The sequence below is a fragment of the Mangrovimonas cancribranchiae genome (assembly GCF_037126245.1).
Taxonomy (GTDB): domain Bacteria; phylum Bacteroidota; class Bacteroidia; order Flavobacteriales; family Flavobacteriaceae; genus Mangrovimonas; species Mangrovimonas cancribranchiae.
Genome location: NZ_CP136925.1, coordinates 2605845 through 2620414, shown reverse-complemented (window position 1 = coordinate 2620414; position 14570 = coordinate 2605845). Strand labels below are relative to the sequence as shown.

General features: G+C 31.2%; 14 protein-coding genes. 4 read left to right on the top strand and 10 right to left on the bottom strand.

Features of this window, described 5'->3' with window-relative positions; genetic code table 11:
* Positions 1-127 precede the first annotated feature (127 nt).
* The 4 genes from R3L15_RS12020 to R3L15_RS12005 form a co-directional block, all read right to left on the bottom strand.
* Positions 128-1429: a DUF3987 domain-containing protein gene (locus R3L15_RS12020; protein ID WP_338731954.1), complete on the bottom strand. Its 1302-nt coding sequence runs from the start codon at positions 1427-1429 to the stop codon at positions 128-130.
* Positions 1430-1498: 69 nt separating this feature from the next.
* The gene (locus tag R3L15_RS12015) at positions 1499-1780 is read right to left on the bottom strand and encodes a helix-turn-helix domain-containing protein (protein ID WP_338731953.1); all 282 of its coding nucleotides are present in this window, start codon (positions 1778-1780) and stop codon (positions 1499-1501) included.
* A 135-nt stretch (positions 1781-1915) separates the two neighbouring features.
* Positions 1916-2920, bottom strand: coding sequence for a hypothetical protein (locus R3L15_RS12010; RefSeq protein WP_338731952.1), 1005 nt, complete (start codon positions 2918-2920; stop codon positions 1916-1918).
* Positions 2917-4188 (bottom strand): tyrosine-type recombinase/integrase, encoded by a 1272-nt coding sequence (locus R3L15_RS12005; protein ID WP_338731950.1) that lies wholly within the window; start codon positions 4186-4188, stop codon positions 2917-2919. The genes R3L15_RS12010 and R3L15_RS12005 overlap by 4 nt, the downstream gene beginning before the upstream one ends.
* A gap of 269 nt (positions 4189-4457) precedes the next feature.
* Between R3L15_RS12005 and R3L15_RS12000 the strand changes: the two genes are divergently transcribed.
* From R3L15_RS12000 to R3L15_RS11990, 3 genes are all read left to right on the top strand, one after another.
* On the top strand, positions 4458-5048 hold the full coding sequence (locus R3L15_RS12000) for a HupE/UreJ family protein (RefSeq protein WP_338731948.1): 591 nt from the start codon (positions 4458-4460) through the stop codon (positions 5046-5048).
* Positions 5049-5145: 97 nt separating this feature from the next.
* Positions 5146-5577, top strand: a complete 432-nt coding sequence (locus tag R3L15_RS11995; protein WP_338731947.1) for a dCMP deaminase family protein — start codon at positions 5146-5148, stop codon at positions 5575-5577.
* Positions 5578-5580: 3 nt separating this feature from the next.
* Positions 5581-7173: a S41 family peptidase gene (locus tag R3L15_RS11990; RefSeq protein WP_338731946.1), complete on the top strand. Its 1593-nt coding sequence runs from the start codon at positions 5581-5583 to the stop codon at positions 7171-7173.
* Between the two features lies 1 nt (position 7174).
* Here the strand turns inward: R3L15_RS11990 and R3L15_RS11985 are convergent, their stop codons facing one another.
* Genes R3L15_RS11985 through R3L15_RS11975 form a run of 3 tightly spaced genes read right to left on the bottom strand, consistent with a single transcriptional unit; the run spans position 7175 to position 8567 of the window.
* Positions 7175-7777 (bottom strand): FAD-dependent oxidoreductase, encoded by a 603-nt coding sequence (locus R3L15_RS11985; RefSeq protein ID WP_338731945.1) that lies wholly within the window; start codon positions 7775-7777, stop codon positions 7175-7177.
* Between the two features lie 3 nt (positions 7778-7780).
* Complete coding sequence (locus R3L15_RS11980; protein ID WP_338731944.1) at positions 7781-7978, bottom strand: hypothetical protein; 198 nt, start codon at positions 7976-7978, stop codon at positions 7781-7783.
* A 7-nt stretch (positions 7979-7985) separates the two neighbouring features.
* Positions 7986-8567, bottom strand: a complete 582-nt coding sequence (locus tag R3L15_RS11975) for a MarC family protein (RefSeq protein WP_125467738.1) — start codon at positions 8565-8567, stop codon at positions 7986-7988.
* Positions 8568-8681: 114 nt separating this feature from the next.
* Between R3L15_RS11975 and R3L15_RS11970 the strand changes: the two genes are divergently transcribed.
* On the top strand, positions 8682-9251 hold the full coding sequence (locus tag R3L15_RS11970) for a DUF3109 family protein (RefSeq protein ID WP_338731943.1): 570 nt from the start codon (positions 8682-8684) through the stop codon (positions 9249-9251).
* Here the strand turns inward: R3L15_RS11970 and R3L15_RS11965 are convergent.
* The 3 genes from R3L15_RS11965 to R3L15_RS11955 form a co-directional block, all read right to left on the bottom strand.
* Complete coding sequence (locus R3L15_RS11965) at positions 9248-11221, bottom strand: tetratricopeptide repeat protein (RefSeq protein ID WP_338731941.1); 1974 nt, start codon at positions 11219-11221, stop codon at positions 9248-9250. The two genes, R3L15_RS11970 and R3L15_RS11965, sit on opposite strands and share 4 nt — an antisense overlap.
* Before the next feature lie 4 nt (positions 11222-11225).
* Entirely contained in the window at positions 11226-11960 is a 735-nt protein-coding gene (locus tag R3L15_RS11960; protein ID WP_338731940.1) for a LytTR family DNA-binding domain-containing protein, read from the bottom strand.
* Positions 11961-12256: 296 nt separating this feature from the next.
* Positions 12257-14548: an inorganic phosphate transporter gene (locus R3L15_RS11955; RefSeq protein ID WP_338731938.1), complete on the bottom strand. Its 2292-nt coding sequence runs from the start codon at positions 14546-14548 to the stop codon at positions 12257-12259.
* Positions 14549-14570: the final 22 nt, after the last annotated feature.

Genomic DNA, 14570 nt, shown 5'->3' with positions numbered 1-14570 from the left:
GTTTCCTCTTGTGTCTATGTTTTTATAAAAATGATTTTTTTAGGAAACTTTAATTTTTAACAAAAAACCTTAAACCGCTAATGTTTATAAGGGTTTGCGCTTTCCAGTTTCCAGTTTCCAGTTTCCTCTACCTATTCCATAATTTACTCACATAGCCATTGCTATAGCCTGTTAATTGACCTATAATATTTTGTGGAACATTATTGTTTTTAGCCATATTAATAACCTCATTAACAACATCTTTTTTATTAAGGGGTGTTGGTTGTGTGCATTTATCGGTTATTAGCTTGAAGTTGGAATAATAAAACTCATTTAGTTCAATCGCCAGATTAAGAGTCTCAAGACTTATTTGACTATAAAAATCCTTTTCTTGAGATACTTTTATCAAGTGTAGTAATAAGACTAATTTGTGTATAGAAATCCTCATTTTAGATAAGTACTCCTTTAAAGGAGACTCTAAATTGTTTTGTTGATCTATCTTATCTTGTATATAATCATACAATTTATCTTTAGCTTCATGAACCATGTCTAAACAAACTTCCTGGCCAGCATCATTTAAAGCATCTCTCTTCTGGTAGATATTTGTAATAGCTTGATTGTATCCTGCTAATACACTTGTGGGCATGCTTTCTTTTGTTAGTCTTGAGTTTTTAGTTAAGTCAACTGTAAATAAAAACCTATCAAGTAAGCCGCTTTCTAAGTTTTTATTTGAAAACATTTTTGAAATTAATTGATGCTGTATTCCTCCTAGAACTGAGGGATAAGACTTTTCAATTCTAAAACTTTCTGATGTTTTTCTAGATACATCAATATATCCGTTTGTGTTTCCTTGAAGTAACATATTCCTCCATTGAGAGCCTTTAGTGTCTTTTGGATTATTCATCACATCAAAAAAGTAGCTTATCTCATCAAGATAAACTCCTATTGAGTATTTATTTTGGTAATGATTCCATAAAAGAGACTCTATGGTTGTTTCTTGTGAAAACAACCGTTTTCTTTTTGGTTTTGGCTGCGTCTCATCTGTTATATCTTTTATTTTTTCTTTATAATTACGATATTCCATGTCATCAACCAACTTCAACGGTTTAATAGCTAAATTCATTGAAGGTGTTTTATAGCCTCCTCTACTACCAACAAGAACAAAATATAAATTACCGTAATTCTTATATTCTCCAAATTCAGTACAAAAAGCTAATCCGGAAGCATTGCAAACAGTAAACAGAATTGAGCTTAAAACATATTCTTTAGGAAGTAATAAATGAAAAAACGACTTTTCTATAAATAATCTATAATCGTTAGGTAGCTTTGAAATTATATTATTTAATTGATCTCTTAATTTGTCTTTGGGTGTAGATAGATTTTTATTTATAATCTCATCAATAGAGTCAATATCTTGAGGGATATTTGTTTGATTTTTATTATCTTGCATGTGTATTTATTATTTGGTGAAAAAAATAATAACACCCTAGTTGTTTTTTGCTTACGCTAGGGTTTTGTTTTAGAAATTGTTCATCTTTTTTAATGCCAGAATAACATCTCCTTTTTTGTACCTTACTTTGGTACCTATTCTAAAAGCAGGGATCACACCTTTTTTTGTGTATTTCCACAGGGTTACGAGAGAAATAGACAGCATTTCTGCCACTTGTTCTCGAGTTAATAATATTTGGTTGGATTCTTGGTGGTTACTTTCTTCTTTTATAACCTTTCTTATTTCCGCAGCTAGTTTTGGAATAAATTCACTAGAAGAAGTTGTTTCAATTTGAATAATTGATTTTTTCATGTCAATAGTTTTTATTGTTGATGCTAAACTATTGATTGAGCTTGAGTAAATTATTGAGGGTTAATCTGTTTTTACGTCATTATTTCGTCAGTAGAAGGGGAAATAAAAAACATAAACAATTGATAATCATTATTTTTAAGAGGTTGGTTTTTCTTGTATTTTTAATAGTGCTTTTAAATGCTTGTTGTAGTCTTCATGTTTAAAATCATTTTTTCTTAATCTATTAAAACTTATTTGAGGGTAATAGTCATTTACAAAAAATATATAGTCAGAGATTTTAACTTTTTTAATTAAAATCTTTTCTGTTTTAAAGATTTCAAAGTAATATGTGAAATCAATTTTTTTTGGTTTTGGATTTTTGGCAACTAAGTTTATAAATAAGTTAAGTCCAGATATGTCTTTGAAAACTCTAGGGTATTTATTGATATTTAAGGGGGTGCTTTCTCCATGCATTGCCTTTTCTTTGTGAATTAGACTATTATACTCATCGTTGAGTTTGTTCTTATACTTAATATAGTCATGTAAAATAGCAGAAAAACCTTGGTAGGTTACAAATTCAGAATCACCTTCATTAATTAAATATTGGATAATATCTCTTTTGACATCTCTAAGAAGCTCTCTTATTAAAATATAGTTACCTTCTTCATGATTGTCATAGAATTGTAATCCGCTATAAACCTGTTCAGTCCAAAGTTTTAAACCATTTAGTGTTATACTATTTGGATTAATTTCAAAGCCCCAGCTATGACACCAAATTGCATAAAATTCTTTATGGAGTTTCACTAAATAGTCTTTAATAATTGACTTTTTGTAATCTATTGTGTCATTTAGTATTATAACACTCTCATAATCGTTAATTAATTCAATAAAAACCGATGTGTTATAATTATGAATGTTATCATTTATGTGCTTGGCTATTTCTAAACCTAATTCTTTATTCCATTTTATATAATCTGTTTCTGTAATTAATAATTTGGAATCTAGTGTCCCTTCTTGTTTGAGATGATTGATCTTATTTTTAACAAATTCTAGATGTTTGTTTTCAATTTCAAAAAATCCATTCTCAATAAACACCTGTACTTGTTGAAAGGGCGTGAGCTCTATAAACTTATTTATGTTTATACATTTTAAATACTTCATTGTTTTTTATTTTGCTTTTTCCAATGTTTTTGAAGTCTTTCAATATGTTCTTCTTGTGTTGCTTTAACGTAAGCTAAGTATTGTTTCTCGCTTGAATGTCCTGTAGCAGCCATAACAATATGATTAGGAATACCTTCTAAAAATAAATTAGTTGCGAAACTGCGGCGGCAAGTATGAGAGGTGACTAATTTGTGTTTTGGATAGTGTTTTTCAACCTTTCTTTTAGTTTTTTTATCAAGTAAAGATCCATAAACCTCATTTTTAATTCCAGCTTTTTCACACACCTCTTTTATGTATTTATTGAATTTTTGATCTGAAATTTTTTTAGGAAAATTACCGTTATGTTTTTTCAGTATTTTTCTAAACTGTGGGTGTATTGGTATTGTAAGGTTTTGGTTTGTTTTTTGTGTTGTAATATTTATTACATTATCAAAAATATTCTCTTTTTTAATCCTTAAAAAGTCAGATACTCTTAAGCCAGTTCTTAAGCCTATAATTAATAAGTCTCTAGCGTTATCAAGTTTAGAGCTTTCACTAAAATCATGTTTGAAAATTTTTTCAATCTCCTTATTGTTTAAGTAAATGTGGTGTGTTTTATTTTTTGGGATTTTAAACTCTTTGTGTTTGTATTGTGGGTTTATAGGTAGCCCTTCTATTTCTATATTGCTGCAGAAGGTTTTTATACGAGAAATTAAATTTCCAATACTATTATTATTTAGGTTAAGAGTTTCATTACAGTACAATACAAAATCTCGATAAAATTCTAAATCTATATCTTGAAATTTTAATTTTATCCCGCGATGTTTTTCATACTGTTTTAGCTTATTAAGGGCTGCGGTGTAGTTTTTTAAGGAATTGGCTTTAAGTCTTTTGCCGTTAACTGTACGGTCTTTGCTATTTTCAACAAATTTTTCTGCCCATTCTGCAAAATATTTTTTATGGTTTTGGTCTTCTGGAACCTGGTTAAAAAATTCGTTAACTACATCTTTAAGCCAAGTTCTAGATATGTGGTTTGATTCGGCATAGTCTTTATTGTATTGTTTGTGTATAGCTTTTTCTAATCTATCTAACTTATTATTTAATAAATCTAAGTTGTTATCTTCTTCAGAAATAACTATTTTAAACCGTTGTTTTTTTATAGACCAGTTTCTTTTTTCAACACTTAATCCTGTTCTAGTTTTTTGGTCAACTCTTTTGCTGTCCCAAAACCTAACATAAATGCTAGAGTATTTTCTCTTACCAGGAATAATAAAATATTTAATATTCATTTTTTGCCGAAATATAGCCGAAAAGTAATGAATTTTAATTAATTTAGCTTAACTAATTTTAATCTTTAATTGAATTTTATTAATCGTAAGGTGTTAATTTCAAAGGGATATACAAGAATTTATAAGTATTTTGAGAATATGGAAATTAATTTAATTGATTTCCACCTCGAGTACAACAAAATAAAGTACAGCCGTAAAGCTGTACTTTTTTTGTTATATTGTATATTTGGGCAAGTTCAAAATATTTAACCCCAAAACTACAATAAATAATGCTTGAAAATTTTTGGTTTAATGTGGAGTATGGCATTTATCATGTTTTAGATATTAATGCGTACGATCACGTTTTATTTTTAATCGTTTTAACAGTCCCCTACTTATTTAAAAACTGGAAAAGAGTTTTGTTGTTGGTGACTACCTTTACCGTTGGCCATACATTATCGCTGGTTCTAGCTTCTTATGGTGTTGTTCATGTAAATGGACAGTTAGTAGAGTTTTTAATACCAGTTTCTATTCTAGTTGTAGCTTTGTTTAATGTGTTTACTGCAGGTAAAGGCGCCCAAAAAGAGCGTGTTGGAGTATTATTTTTTTCAACACTATTTTTTGGATTAATCCATGGTTTAGGTTTTGCAAGAGAATTTAGAATGCTGGTAGGAGGATCAGATAATAAGTTATTAACACTAGTAGAATTTGCTTTAGGTATAGAAATAGCACAAGTTATAGTTGTATTTATAGTATTGTTTCTGGGGTATATTATGCAAACTATTTTCCGCTTCTCTAAACGCGATTGGATTATGGTTATTTCGGCTATAGTAGTAGGATTAGTTATACCAATGATTTTACAGAGCGATTTTATCTCTTAAAAGCATCTAAATTGAAACCTAAAATTTTGTGAAAATACTTTAATAGGTTGTATTTCAGTAAACAACCAATTATATTCGTTTATATTATACTTTTTAAATGAAAGACGATAAGCAACTTAAGTACGATAAAGCTTATTTAAGAATGGCCCAAGAATGGGGAAAACTTTCTTATTGTAATAGAAAACAAGTTGGCGCAATTATTGTAAAAGATAGGATGATTATATCCGATGGTTACAATGGTACACCAACAGGATTTGAAAATTTTTGCGAAGATGATGAAGGGTATACCAAATGGTACGTGCTTCATGCCGAAGCTAATGCTATTTTAAAAGTAGCCTCATCCACGCAATCCTGTAAAGGTGCCACGTTATATATAACACTTTCGCCGTGCAAAGAGTGTAGCAAATTAATACATCAAGCAGGAATTGTAAGAGTGGTTTATAATCAAGCCTATAAAGACAATTCTGGATTAGAGTTTCTTAAAAAAGCAGGTATCGAACTTAAATTAATAGAACATACAACGGTTTAAAACATGAAACGTTTCAATAAAAAATATTTGCCTTTAGTAATAGGAGTTGCTGTAGCAGCAGGTATTTTTATTGGCGGAAAATTAAACTTTACCGATGCTTCCGATAGGTTATTTACATCTAACAGTAAAAAAGACAAACTCAACAGACTTATAGATTATATTGACTACGAATATGTAGACGATGTAAATACCGACAGTATAGTTGATGTTACCGTGAATGGCATTTTAGATAATCTAGATCCACATTCTGTTTACATTCCAAGCGAAGATATGCAACGTGTAACAGATAATATGAAAGGCGATTTTGTAGGTATAGGAATTAACTTTTACACTTATAAAGACACCATTACCGTAATTAGAACTGTTGAAGGCGGCCCGAGTGAAAAAGCAGGAATTAAAGGAGGCGACCGTATATTATTTGCTAATGGTGATACTGTTTACGGCAAGAAACTACAAAATAACGACGTTGTAAATAAGCTAAAAGGTCCTATAAACTCTGAAGTTAATCTTAAAGTCCTTCGTAGAGGAGAAGACAACCTATTAACGTTTAAAATTAAACGAGATCATGTCGCCATTAAAAGTGTTGATGCCGCTTATAAACTTACTAGTAACCTAGGGTACATAAAAATTAATCGCTTTGCCGAGTCAACGTATAAAGAATTTAAACAAGAATTAAACAAACTCCAAAGTCAAGGAATAACAGAATTAGCCCTAGACCTTCGCGGTAATCCTGGAGGATTTTTAGGAATCGCAGAACAAATTGTCGATGAGTTTTTAAAAGATGGTAAACTCATTTTATTTACAAAAAACAAACGTGGCAATATTAATAAAAGTTATGCCACAAGTAAAGGCGATTTTGAAAATGGAAAAATTTACGTTTTAATAGATGAAAACTCAGCTTCAGCAAGTGAAATTGTGGCAGGAGCACTTCAAGATAACGATAAAGGAACCATAGTAGGGCGACGTTCCTACGGAAAAGGTTTGGTGCAACGCGAAATGGAGTTAGGCGATGGGAGTGCAGTAAGACTTACCGTGTCCAGATATTACACGCCAACTGGAAGATCTATACAACGATCTTATGAAAATGGAAAAAAAGATTATTACGACGAGTACTACGAAAGAGTAGAGAGTGGCGAATTATTAGACGAACATAAAATAATAGTCGACGATTCGTTAAAATTTACCACCCCAAAAGGAAAAATTGTTTATGGAGGAGGTGGGATTATACCAGATGTTTTTGTGCCATTAGATACAGGCATGCAAAACGAAACTATCATGTTTCTTAAAAGACGTGGCTTTATAAGTAACTTTGTGTTTGAATACCTTGACGAGGATAGACATGCCTACGATGGTATCTCTAGAGAGCAGTTTATAAACGATTTTGAATTGAATGATGATATTGTGCTTAAGTTTCAAGATTATTTAAACGAAAAAACCGAAGCCAATATTACCTTTGTGGCTTATAATGAAGAAATAAAGCATTACATAAAAGCCACCTTAGCCAACCAGTTATACGGCAATGGTGCTTTTGAAGAGGTTATAAATAGAAATGATCTTGTAATAGATGAGGTTATCGAGTTAAGTAACACTCCTTAACTTATATTTTATCATGAACTTTAGTGTGTTCACCATTATTCCAAAGCGTTAAAATATCGGTAGCAACTTGCGCGCCACTTCCAGAAGCAATAGCAAACTGACTGCGCCATCCTGCAAGTGTTCCAGCAACATAAAGTCCCTTTTTAATAAGGTGATTGTCATTCTTTAACCAAATTCTATTTTTTTCAGCTTTAGCTCTAGGATGCGGCTCAATAAAATGTTCTAATCCTTTTATGTTAATAAGATTTGTATAGCCTACTGCAATAACAACTAGTTTACTCTTGTATGTGTTCTTGTTGGTAGTTACAGTATACACCTCGTTGGTTTCTGTTATTTCTAAGACTTTTTCTTTTTCAATTTGTTCAACATGAGGATATAATGTAGTCAATTGCGATTTTCCATTAGTTAAAATATCCTTGCCTGTAGTGCCTGGTGTAACACCTAGAACATTATTAAATAATGCTTCTTGAAGGTGCGAATTACGTTGATGCATAACAATACCTATAGATTTGTCTTTGGCAAACGCTTTGTTTTTAGCAGAGCCCAAAACAAGAGCGCAAGACATTCCAGAAGCACCGCCACCAATAATTAAAACATCAAACATAATTTACTTTTTGTAGTTACTTTGAATTTTTTTAGAAATCCTTAAAATTTGAAGCAATACAATAGCGCATAAAGCACACAAAATAGTAATTAAAGCAATAATACTATCGCCTTGAAAAGGTGCGCCAAAATTAATTTTTGTAACATTAAATACAATTAATGCTAAAGCTAAAACGGTTATTATGGTAGAAAATATTTTCATATAGATTTTATGCTAAAAGTACTTTAATATTTTGGGCAAAAAGTTTTACGGCAATGGCAAGTAAAATAACACCAAATATTTTTCTAATAATGTTAATCCCATTTTGACCTATTAAACGCTCAATTTTAGAGGATGTTTTTAACACGACATAAATAATAATAACATTTAAAATAACTGCTACAATAATATTTTCCAAACGAAATTCTGCTCTTAAAGAAAGCAATGTAGTTAAACTACCAGGGCCAGCAATTAAAGGGAACGCTAAAGGAAATACAGAAGCCGTCATAGAGGTGCTTTCGTCTTCTTTATAGAGCGTAATACCCAAAATCATTTCAAGTGCGATAAAAAATAGTATAAAGGCACCCGCAACAGCAAAACTATTTACGCCAATACCAATAAGCGAGAGAATGTTTTGTCCTATAAAAAGAAAAACAATCATAATTACACCAGCAATAATCGAGGCTTTTTCACTTTGTATATGACCCGCTTTTTTTCTTAAATCAATAACAATAGGCACATTACCAACAATATCAATTACGGCAAATAATACCATAAAAGCTGTAACTATTTCTTTTATATTAAGTTGCATGATTTTTAATTTTAAAATTTTTTGCAAATCTCGTTATTTATGTTTGAATAATCATTACTAAAATCCATTATTTTTTTGAGCAAAATTTTATAGAAGAAGCCTTACCTTTGTAGCATGTTTCAATTAGGAAAAACAATTATTTCAGAAGATATTATCGAGAAGGATTTTGTGTGTAATCTTTCTGCCTGTAAAGGCGCTTGTTGTGTAGATGGCGATGCCGGAGCACCACTTGATGAAGAAGAAGCCGATATTCTTGACGATATTTATGAAAAAGTAAAACCTTTTTTAAGAAAAGAAGGTGTTGAGGCGATTGAAAAACAAGGTGCTTTTATTACAACAGAAGATGGCGAGTTAGAAACGCCTCTAGTAAACAACGCTGAATGCGCTTATGTAACCTTTGCCGAAAATGGTATGGCACTTTGTGCTATTGAAGAAGCCCATAATAAAGGTGTTATAGATTGGAAAAAGCCTGTGTCTTGCCATTTATACCCTGTTCGCGTTAAGGATTATAGCGAGTTTTCTGCGGTTAACTACCATCGTTGGCCCATTTGCGACGATGCTTGTACATTAGGTGCTGAGCTACAGGTGCCCATTTATAAGTTTGTAAAAGACGCTTTAATTAGAAAATTTGGCGAAGATTGGTATATGGAACTAGAAAAAACAGCCAAAAAGCTTAGGTCTTAAGCTGTTTTTAAAGCTATTGCTCTTACAGGAATATTTACAATAACCTTTGTGCCAGAGGCTTTATTGTCATAATAAAGATCTACAATTTCTATACTATAATCGTTGGCGTAATGTTTGGAGAAGTTTGCCAAACGTGCTTTAGTAATATCTAAACCAACCGATTTCCTTTTTAGCTTTTTTTGCTCTCGTATTTTTTTTGAAGCTTCCCTGCCAATACCATTGTCGGTAATACGTATAGTAACAAAATCTGGAGAATCTTTAGATACCTCTAAGGTAATTTTCTTGTCGCCAGTTTTTGATGATAACCCATGCCATAAAGCGTTTTCTAAAAAAGGCTGAAGAATAAGCGACGGTACTTTTACTAGACTAGTATTTACATTATCATTAATAGAAATGGAGAAATCAATTTCATTGGAAAACCTTATGTTTTCAATGTTCATGTAAAGTGCCATAGTTTCAAGTTCGTCATGTAGACTAATTTCTTTTTCGGTTGAGGCGATTAAAATTTTTCTAATCAGTTTGGAGAATTTATTTAAGTAGTAAACGGCATTTTCTTTTTCATTGTTAATAATATACAGCTTGATAGAGTTTAAAGAATTAAAAATGAAATGTGGGTTCATTTGATTTCTTAGCATTTCTTGCTCTAGCGTTATAATTTTTTTCTCGTTTTTTAATTTATGTTGTCTATATAGAATAACCATAATGACTAAAGCTAGGCAACCTCCAATTATACTAAACAATAAAAAGTTTTTATTCTGTTTTAGTTTTAGTTTTACAATTTCATTTTCGCTGGCTAATGCTTGAATTTGATTGTTTTTCTTTTCGGTTTCATACTTAATAATTAATCCATTGGCGTATTGTAGGTTTCGGTCGTTGGTTATGGTTTCGTCTAGTTCTTGGTGTAGCTTATTATACTTTAAAGCTTGTTTGTAGTCGTGAGTTTTTTCGTAGAGTTGCGAGAGGTAATCGTAGGCGGTTACAACCGAAGATTTTAAGTTGTATTCTTCGGCAATATCTAAAGCAATTGTTAGGCTGGTATTGGCTTGTTCTAGTTGATTAAGTTTAAGTTGAACCAAACCTAAATTAAGATAGGAGGTAGCAATGTAAAATTGATCTTTTTCTTGAGTAGCGTTTTTAATAGCAGAATTGATTAAAGGTAATGCTTTATCATAATGCCCTTTTTTTATTTCAATTTTAGCAATACTATTATTACAAATAATGCGCCCAATAACAGAGTTTATGTCGTTATTATACTTTAATGAGATTTTATAGTTTGTTAAGGCGCTGTCTATTTGATTTTTGGCTTCTTGTGCATAACCAATATTGTGGTAATTTATAGCTAAACCTAATTTGTTATTTAATGCTTTTTCTATAGTGAGCGATTTTTTAAAATGCTCTAAGGCAGAGTCGTATTGTTTTAAGGCTAAAAAAATATTTCCCATGCTGTTTTGTGAAACAGCTATACTACGTTTTAAGTCTTCTGAAGGTATTTTTACAGTTTCGGCTAAATCTAAGGCTTCTTTATGATTGTCCAGGGCTAATCTAATAATGTCTTGTCTTCTATAATTTACACCAAGCATGTTTAAGCTTACAATTTCAAGCTCGATATTTTTGGCTTTTTTTGCGGCTACTTTAGCTTGTTCGTGATGTGTAATAGACTTGTTGTACTGTGAGGTGTTTCTATAAATAATGCCTAGCATGTTATGTGCAAAGCCTTCACCTTCTAGGTAATTAGCTTTTGTTACCTTTTCAAGTAAAAAAGACATTTTTATAGAATCGTTTTTATGTTTTTTAAAAACTGAGTCTAAGTACCGATAATGAGTAGGCTTGTTTTTAAGAATTGAATTAACAGTTTCTACAAAAGCTGAATCTGGTTTAATAGTTTGTGCTTTGGTAGTATAAACTAAAAAGTTTAGCGCTATTAACATTAAAAGCTTAAAAGGTAATATGATGGTCTTTTTACATAACATGAAGCTATATTTTGTCTAGAAATTTAGATTTTCGTTGCCTAGCAACAGGGATTTGTTGGTTAGATGTCATAACAACATAACCATCGGTCTTTACAAATTCTTTTATTTTATTTAGGTTTATAATATAAGAGTTATGAATTCTAAAAAAGCTATCTTCGGGTAAAATAGCATCCATCTCTTTTAGTTTTTTGGTAACCACCATTTTTTGATTGTTTTCTAAAAATATGGTTGAATAATTACCATCGGATTCTACATAAAGAATGTCGTTGGTATTTAAAAAAACTAATTTCCCATCGGCATTTATAGTAACCTTATTTTTTTGAGTATTGTTATTAAAGTTAATAAGGGTTTCTTCAACTTTAGATATGGCAACACTATTTGTATAATGCTTTTTTATTTTTTTTATGGTTTCTTTTAAATCATCAGAGTCTATGGGCTTAAGTAGATAATCAATAGCTTCGTTTTTTATTGCCTTAAGGGCAAATTCATTATAGGCTGTTGTAATAACAACCGAAAAGTTTTGTTTCCCCAGTTTATCTAAAAACTGAAACCCATCCATAGTTGGCATATTTATGTCTAAGAACAAGCAGTCAATATTATTTTGTTGTAGGTAGGTAATAGCATGCTCGGGTTGGGTAAAGGAGTTTATAATGGTTAACTCCTCTTTAAAACCGCTTAACTCCCAAGTTAAACTTTGTATAGCTTTTGGTTCGTCGTCTACAATTACAGCTTTTATCATATTCAAATATAAGCATATATCGTTTTAGTTAACTGTAATTTGTATTGTTGGTTCTGTTTTTTGTATAATAGGTGTTAAAAGGCGTGTATTGCGGTTGTTTTCTATCTCCTATTTGCCAACTATACATTATTTACTACCAATTATACAATTCTTTTTCAAAGACGATTTTTTTATTAGATATTAGCTGTGCTATTAATTATTTAAGGGGTATATATTTTATACAAAAAGTATGCTATTAATCGTAAAAAGCCATCAAGTTTTTGATGGCTTTTTATTATTTATTTAAATAAGATATTTTATTCTTCTCCTTCGCTAGTAACTTTAGCAGGTGTTACAGAAGCATCATGAGCTTGATTGTATTCTTCTAGTAAATCGAAAGTAGCATCTAAAAGGTCTTTGGTTTCTAACAATACACTAAAGTATAATGTGGTGTTTTTAGGGCTAGACTCTTCAGATCTTGTACGCTCTACTTGTAGTTGTATTTTTGAAGTAATGTGTTTATATACTTCTGGTTTTTGTTTTAGTACTTCTTCTATCTTTTCAAACGAATACGATGAAAATGCATCTCGAGTTTCGGCAAATAATTTAGCCATCGTCTCATCAAGATCTTTTAACTCTTTAATTTGACTAAATTTAAGCTTTTTGTGATTATTGTTTACATGCTTATGACTGGCTCTTGAAATGTACTCAAGAGATTGTGCCATATCTGTTAAATAGTCAAGAATGTTAATATAAAAGTTACTCGCATTAATACTCTTTTCGTCTAAGTTTTTAATAAAATAGAAGATATTATCTCTTAAATCTTCAATTTCATTTGTTAGCTTATTAACTTGTTTCTTGTTTTTCTTTAGGGTATTTAAATCTTGTCTAGCTAAGCCTTCAATAGCATTGGTGTAAATTTTATTACCGCGTTTTATAACATTAGATATATTATCGGCGCTTTCATGAATAACCCCTTGTACAGAACTACTTTCGGCACGTTCTAAACGGTCTTCGGCTTTACTTTCTTTAGATTTATTTCTATGTGAAATATAATTTCTAACTAAAAGTAGAATAGCAAAAAATAATAGTACAGGTACCATCACTTTTACATTCCAGTTTAATAAGTAAGCTGTAATAGCAGCAGCAACAAAAGCGCTTAAGGCAGTAAAAAACCAACCACCAATAACATTAAATACACCAGCAACACGATACACAGCACTTTCACTTCCCCAAGCTCTATCGGCTAAAGATGTACCCATAGCCACCATAAATGTTACATAGGTTGTAGATAGTGGTAACTTCATGGAAGTTGCAATAGAAATTAACACACTAGCCACCATTAAGTTTACCGCCGCACGAACTAAATCGAAAGCAGGTTTGTCTTCATTGCTAGCAGTTTTGGTTTTAGATAAAGCTAAAGTAGGTTTGGAGAACTGATTTTCAATAAATGTTTTACTTGATTTGGGCAATAAGTCGTTAAACATATTAGATAGTCCCATTGATAATCTAACAACATTTCTTGATAAGAAATTAGGTTCAAAACGTTCCTTTACATCGTCTTGTCTAGATAAATCTACCGATGTTTTTACAACAGCTTTAGCCTTGCTTGAAAACCATAAGGTTAATACCATAACCAATCCAGCAACTAGTAGTAAATACGGTTGTGTAGGAACTTTTTGCGCTAGTATGCTCATGTTAAATTCGGTAGGTGAAAGGCCACTTGCAGACCAGGCTTCAAATGAATTGTATGCAGCTATTGGTACGCCAATAAAGTTTACCAAGTCGTTACCAGCAAAAGCCATAGCCAAAGCAAAAGTTCCAACAATAATTATTATAGTGTAAATATTGGTTTTTAATAGCTTAATGATTAAAACAGACAAAACGGTCCAAACAATAAAGTTAATAGCCACAAATAAGACTGTATTAGTCTGTATTAAAGTCATAAATTCAGGACTCATAAAAGCAGCACTTTTAAGCCCTTTTATTAAGATGAAATACATAATTGATGTAATGGCAAATCCACTAAATAGTGCGCCATACCAATATGGTTTTTCGTTAAATTTAAACGATAAGAGTAATCTTGAAATAAACTGAACAAACGCCCCAACAGAAAATGCCACAACCACCGAGAGGAGTATGCCGAGTATAATTTCTATAGCTTTTTCGTTGTTAATGTAGTTTGTAATGTTTAATAAGGTTTGCGAATCGTCAGCAGATATTTTAATAAGTGCCATACAAACTGAAGCTCCTAACAACTCGAAAACAATAGAAACAGTTGTTGATGTTGGTAAACCTAACGTATTAAAAAAGTCTAAGAGGAGAATATCGGTTAACATAACCGCCATGAAAATAATCATGATTTCGTTAAACATAAATTCGCTTGGGTTAAAAATACCTTTTCTAGCAACCTCCATCATACCGCTTGAAGATAGAGCTCCCATAGCAACACCTAAACTGGCAACAATCATTAGAGTTTTAAATGATACGGCTTTTGAGCCAATAGCAGAATTTAAAAAATTAACCGCATCGTTACTAACGCCAACTACTAAATCTGCGATGGCTAATACGGCCAAGGCGATAAGCATATAAATGTAAATGTTTTCCATTGAAATCAGTCAAAATTATCAA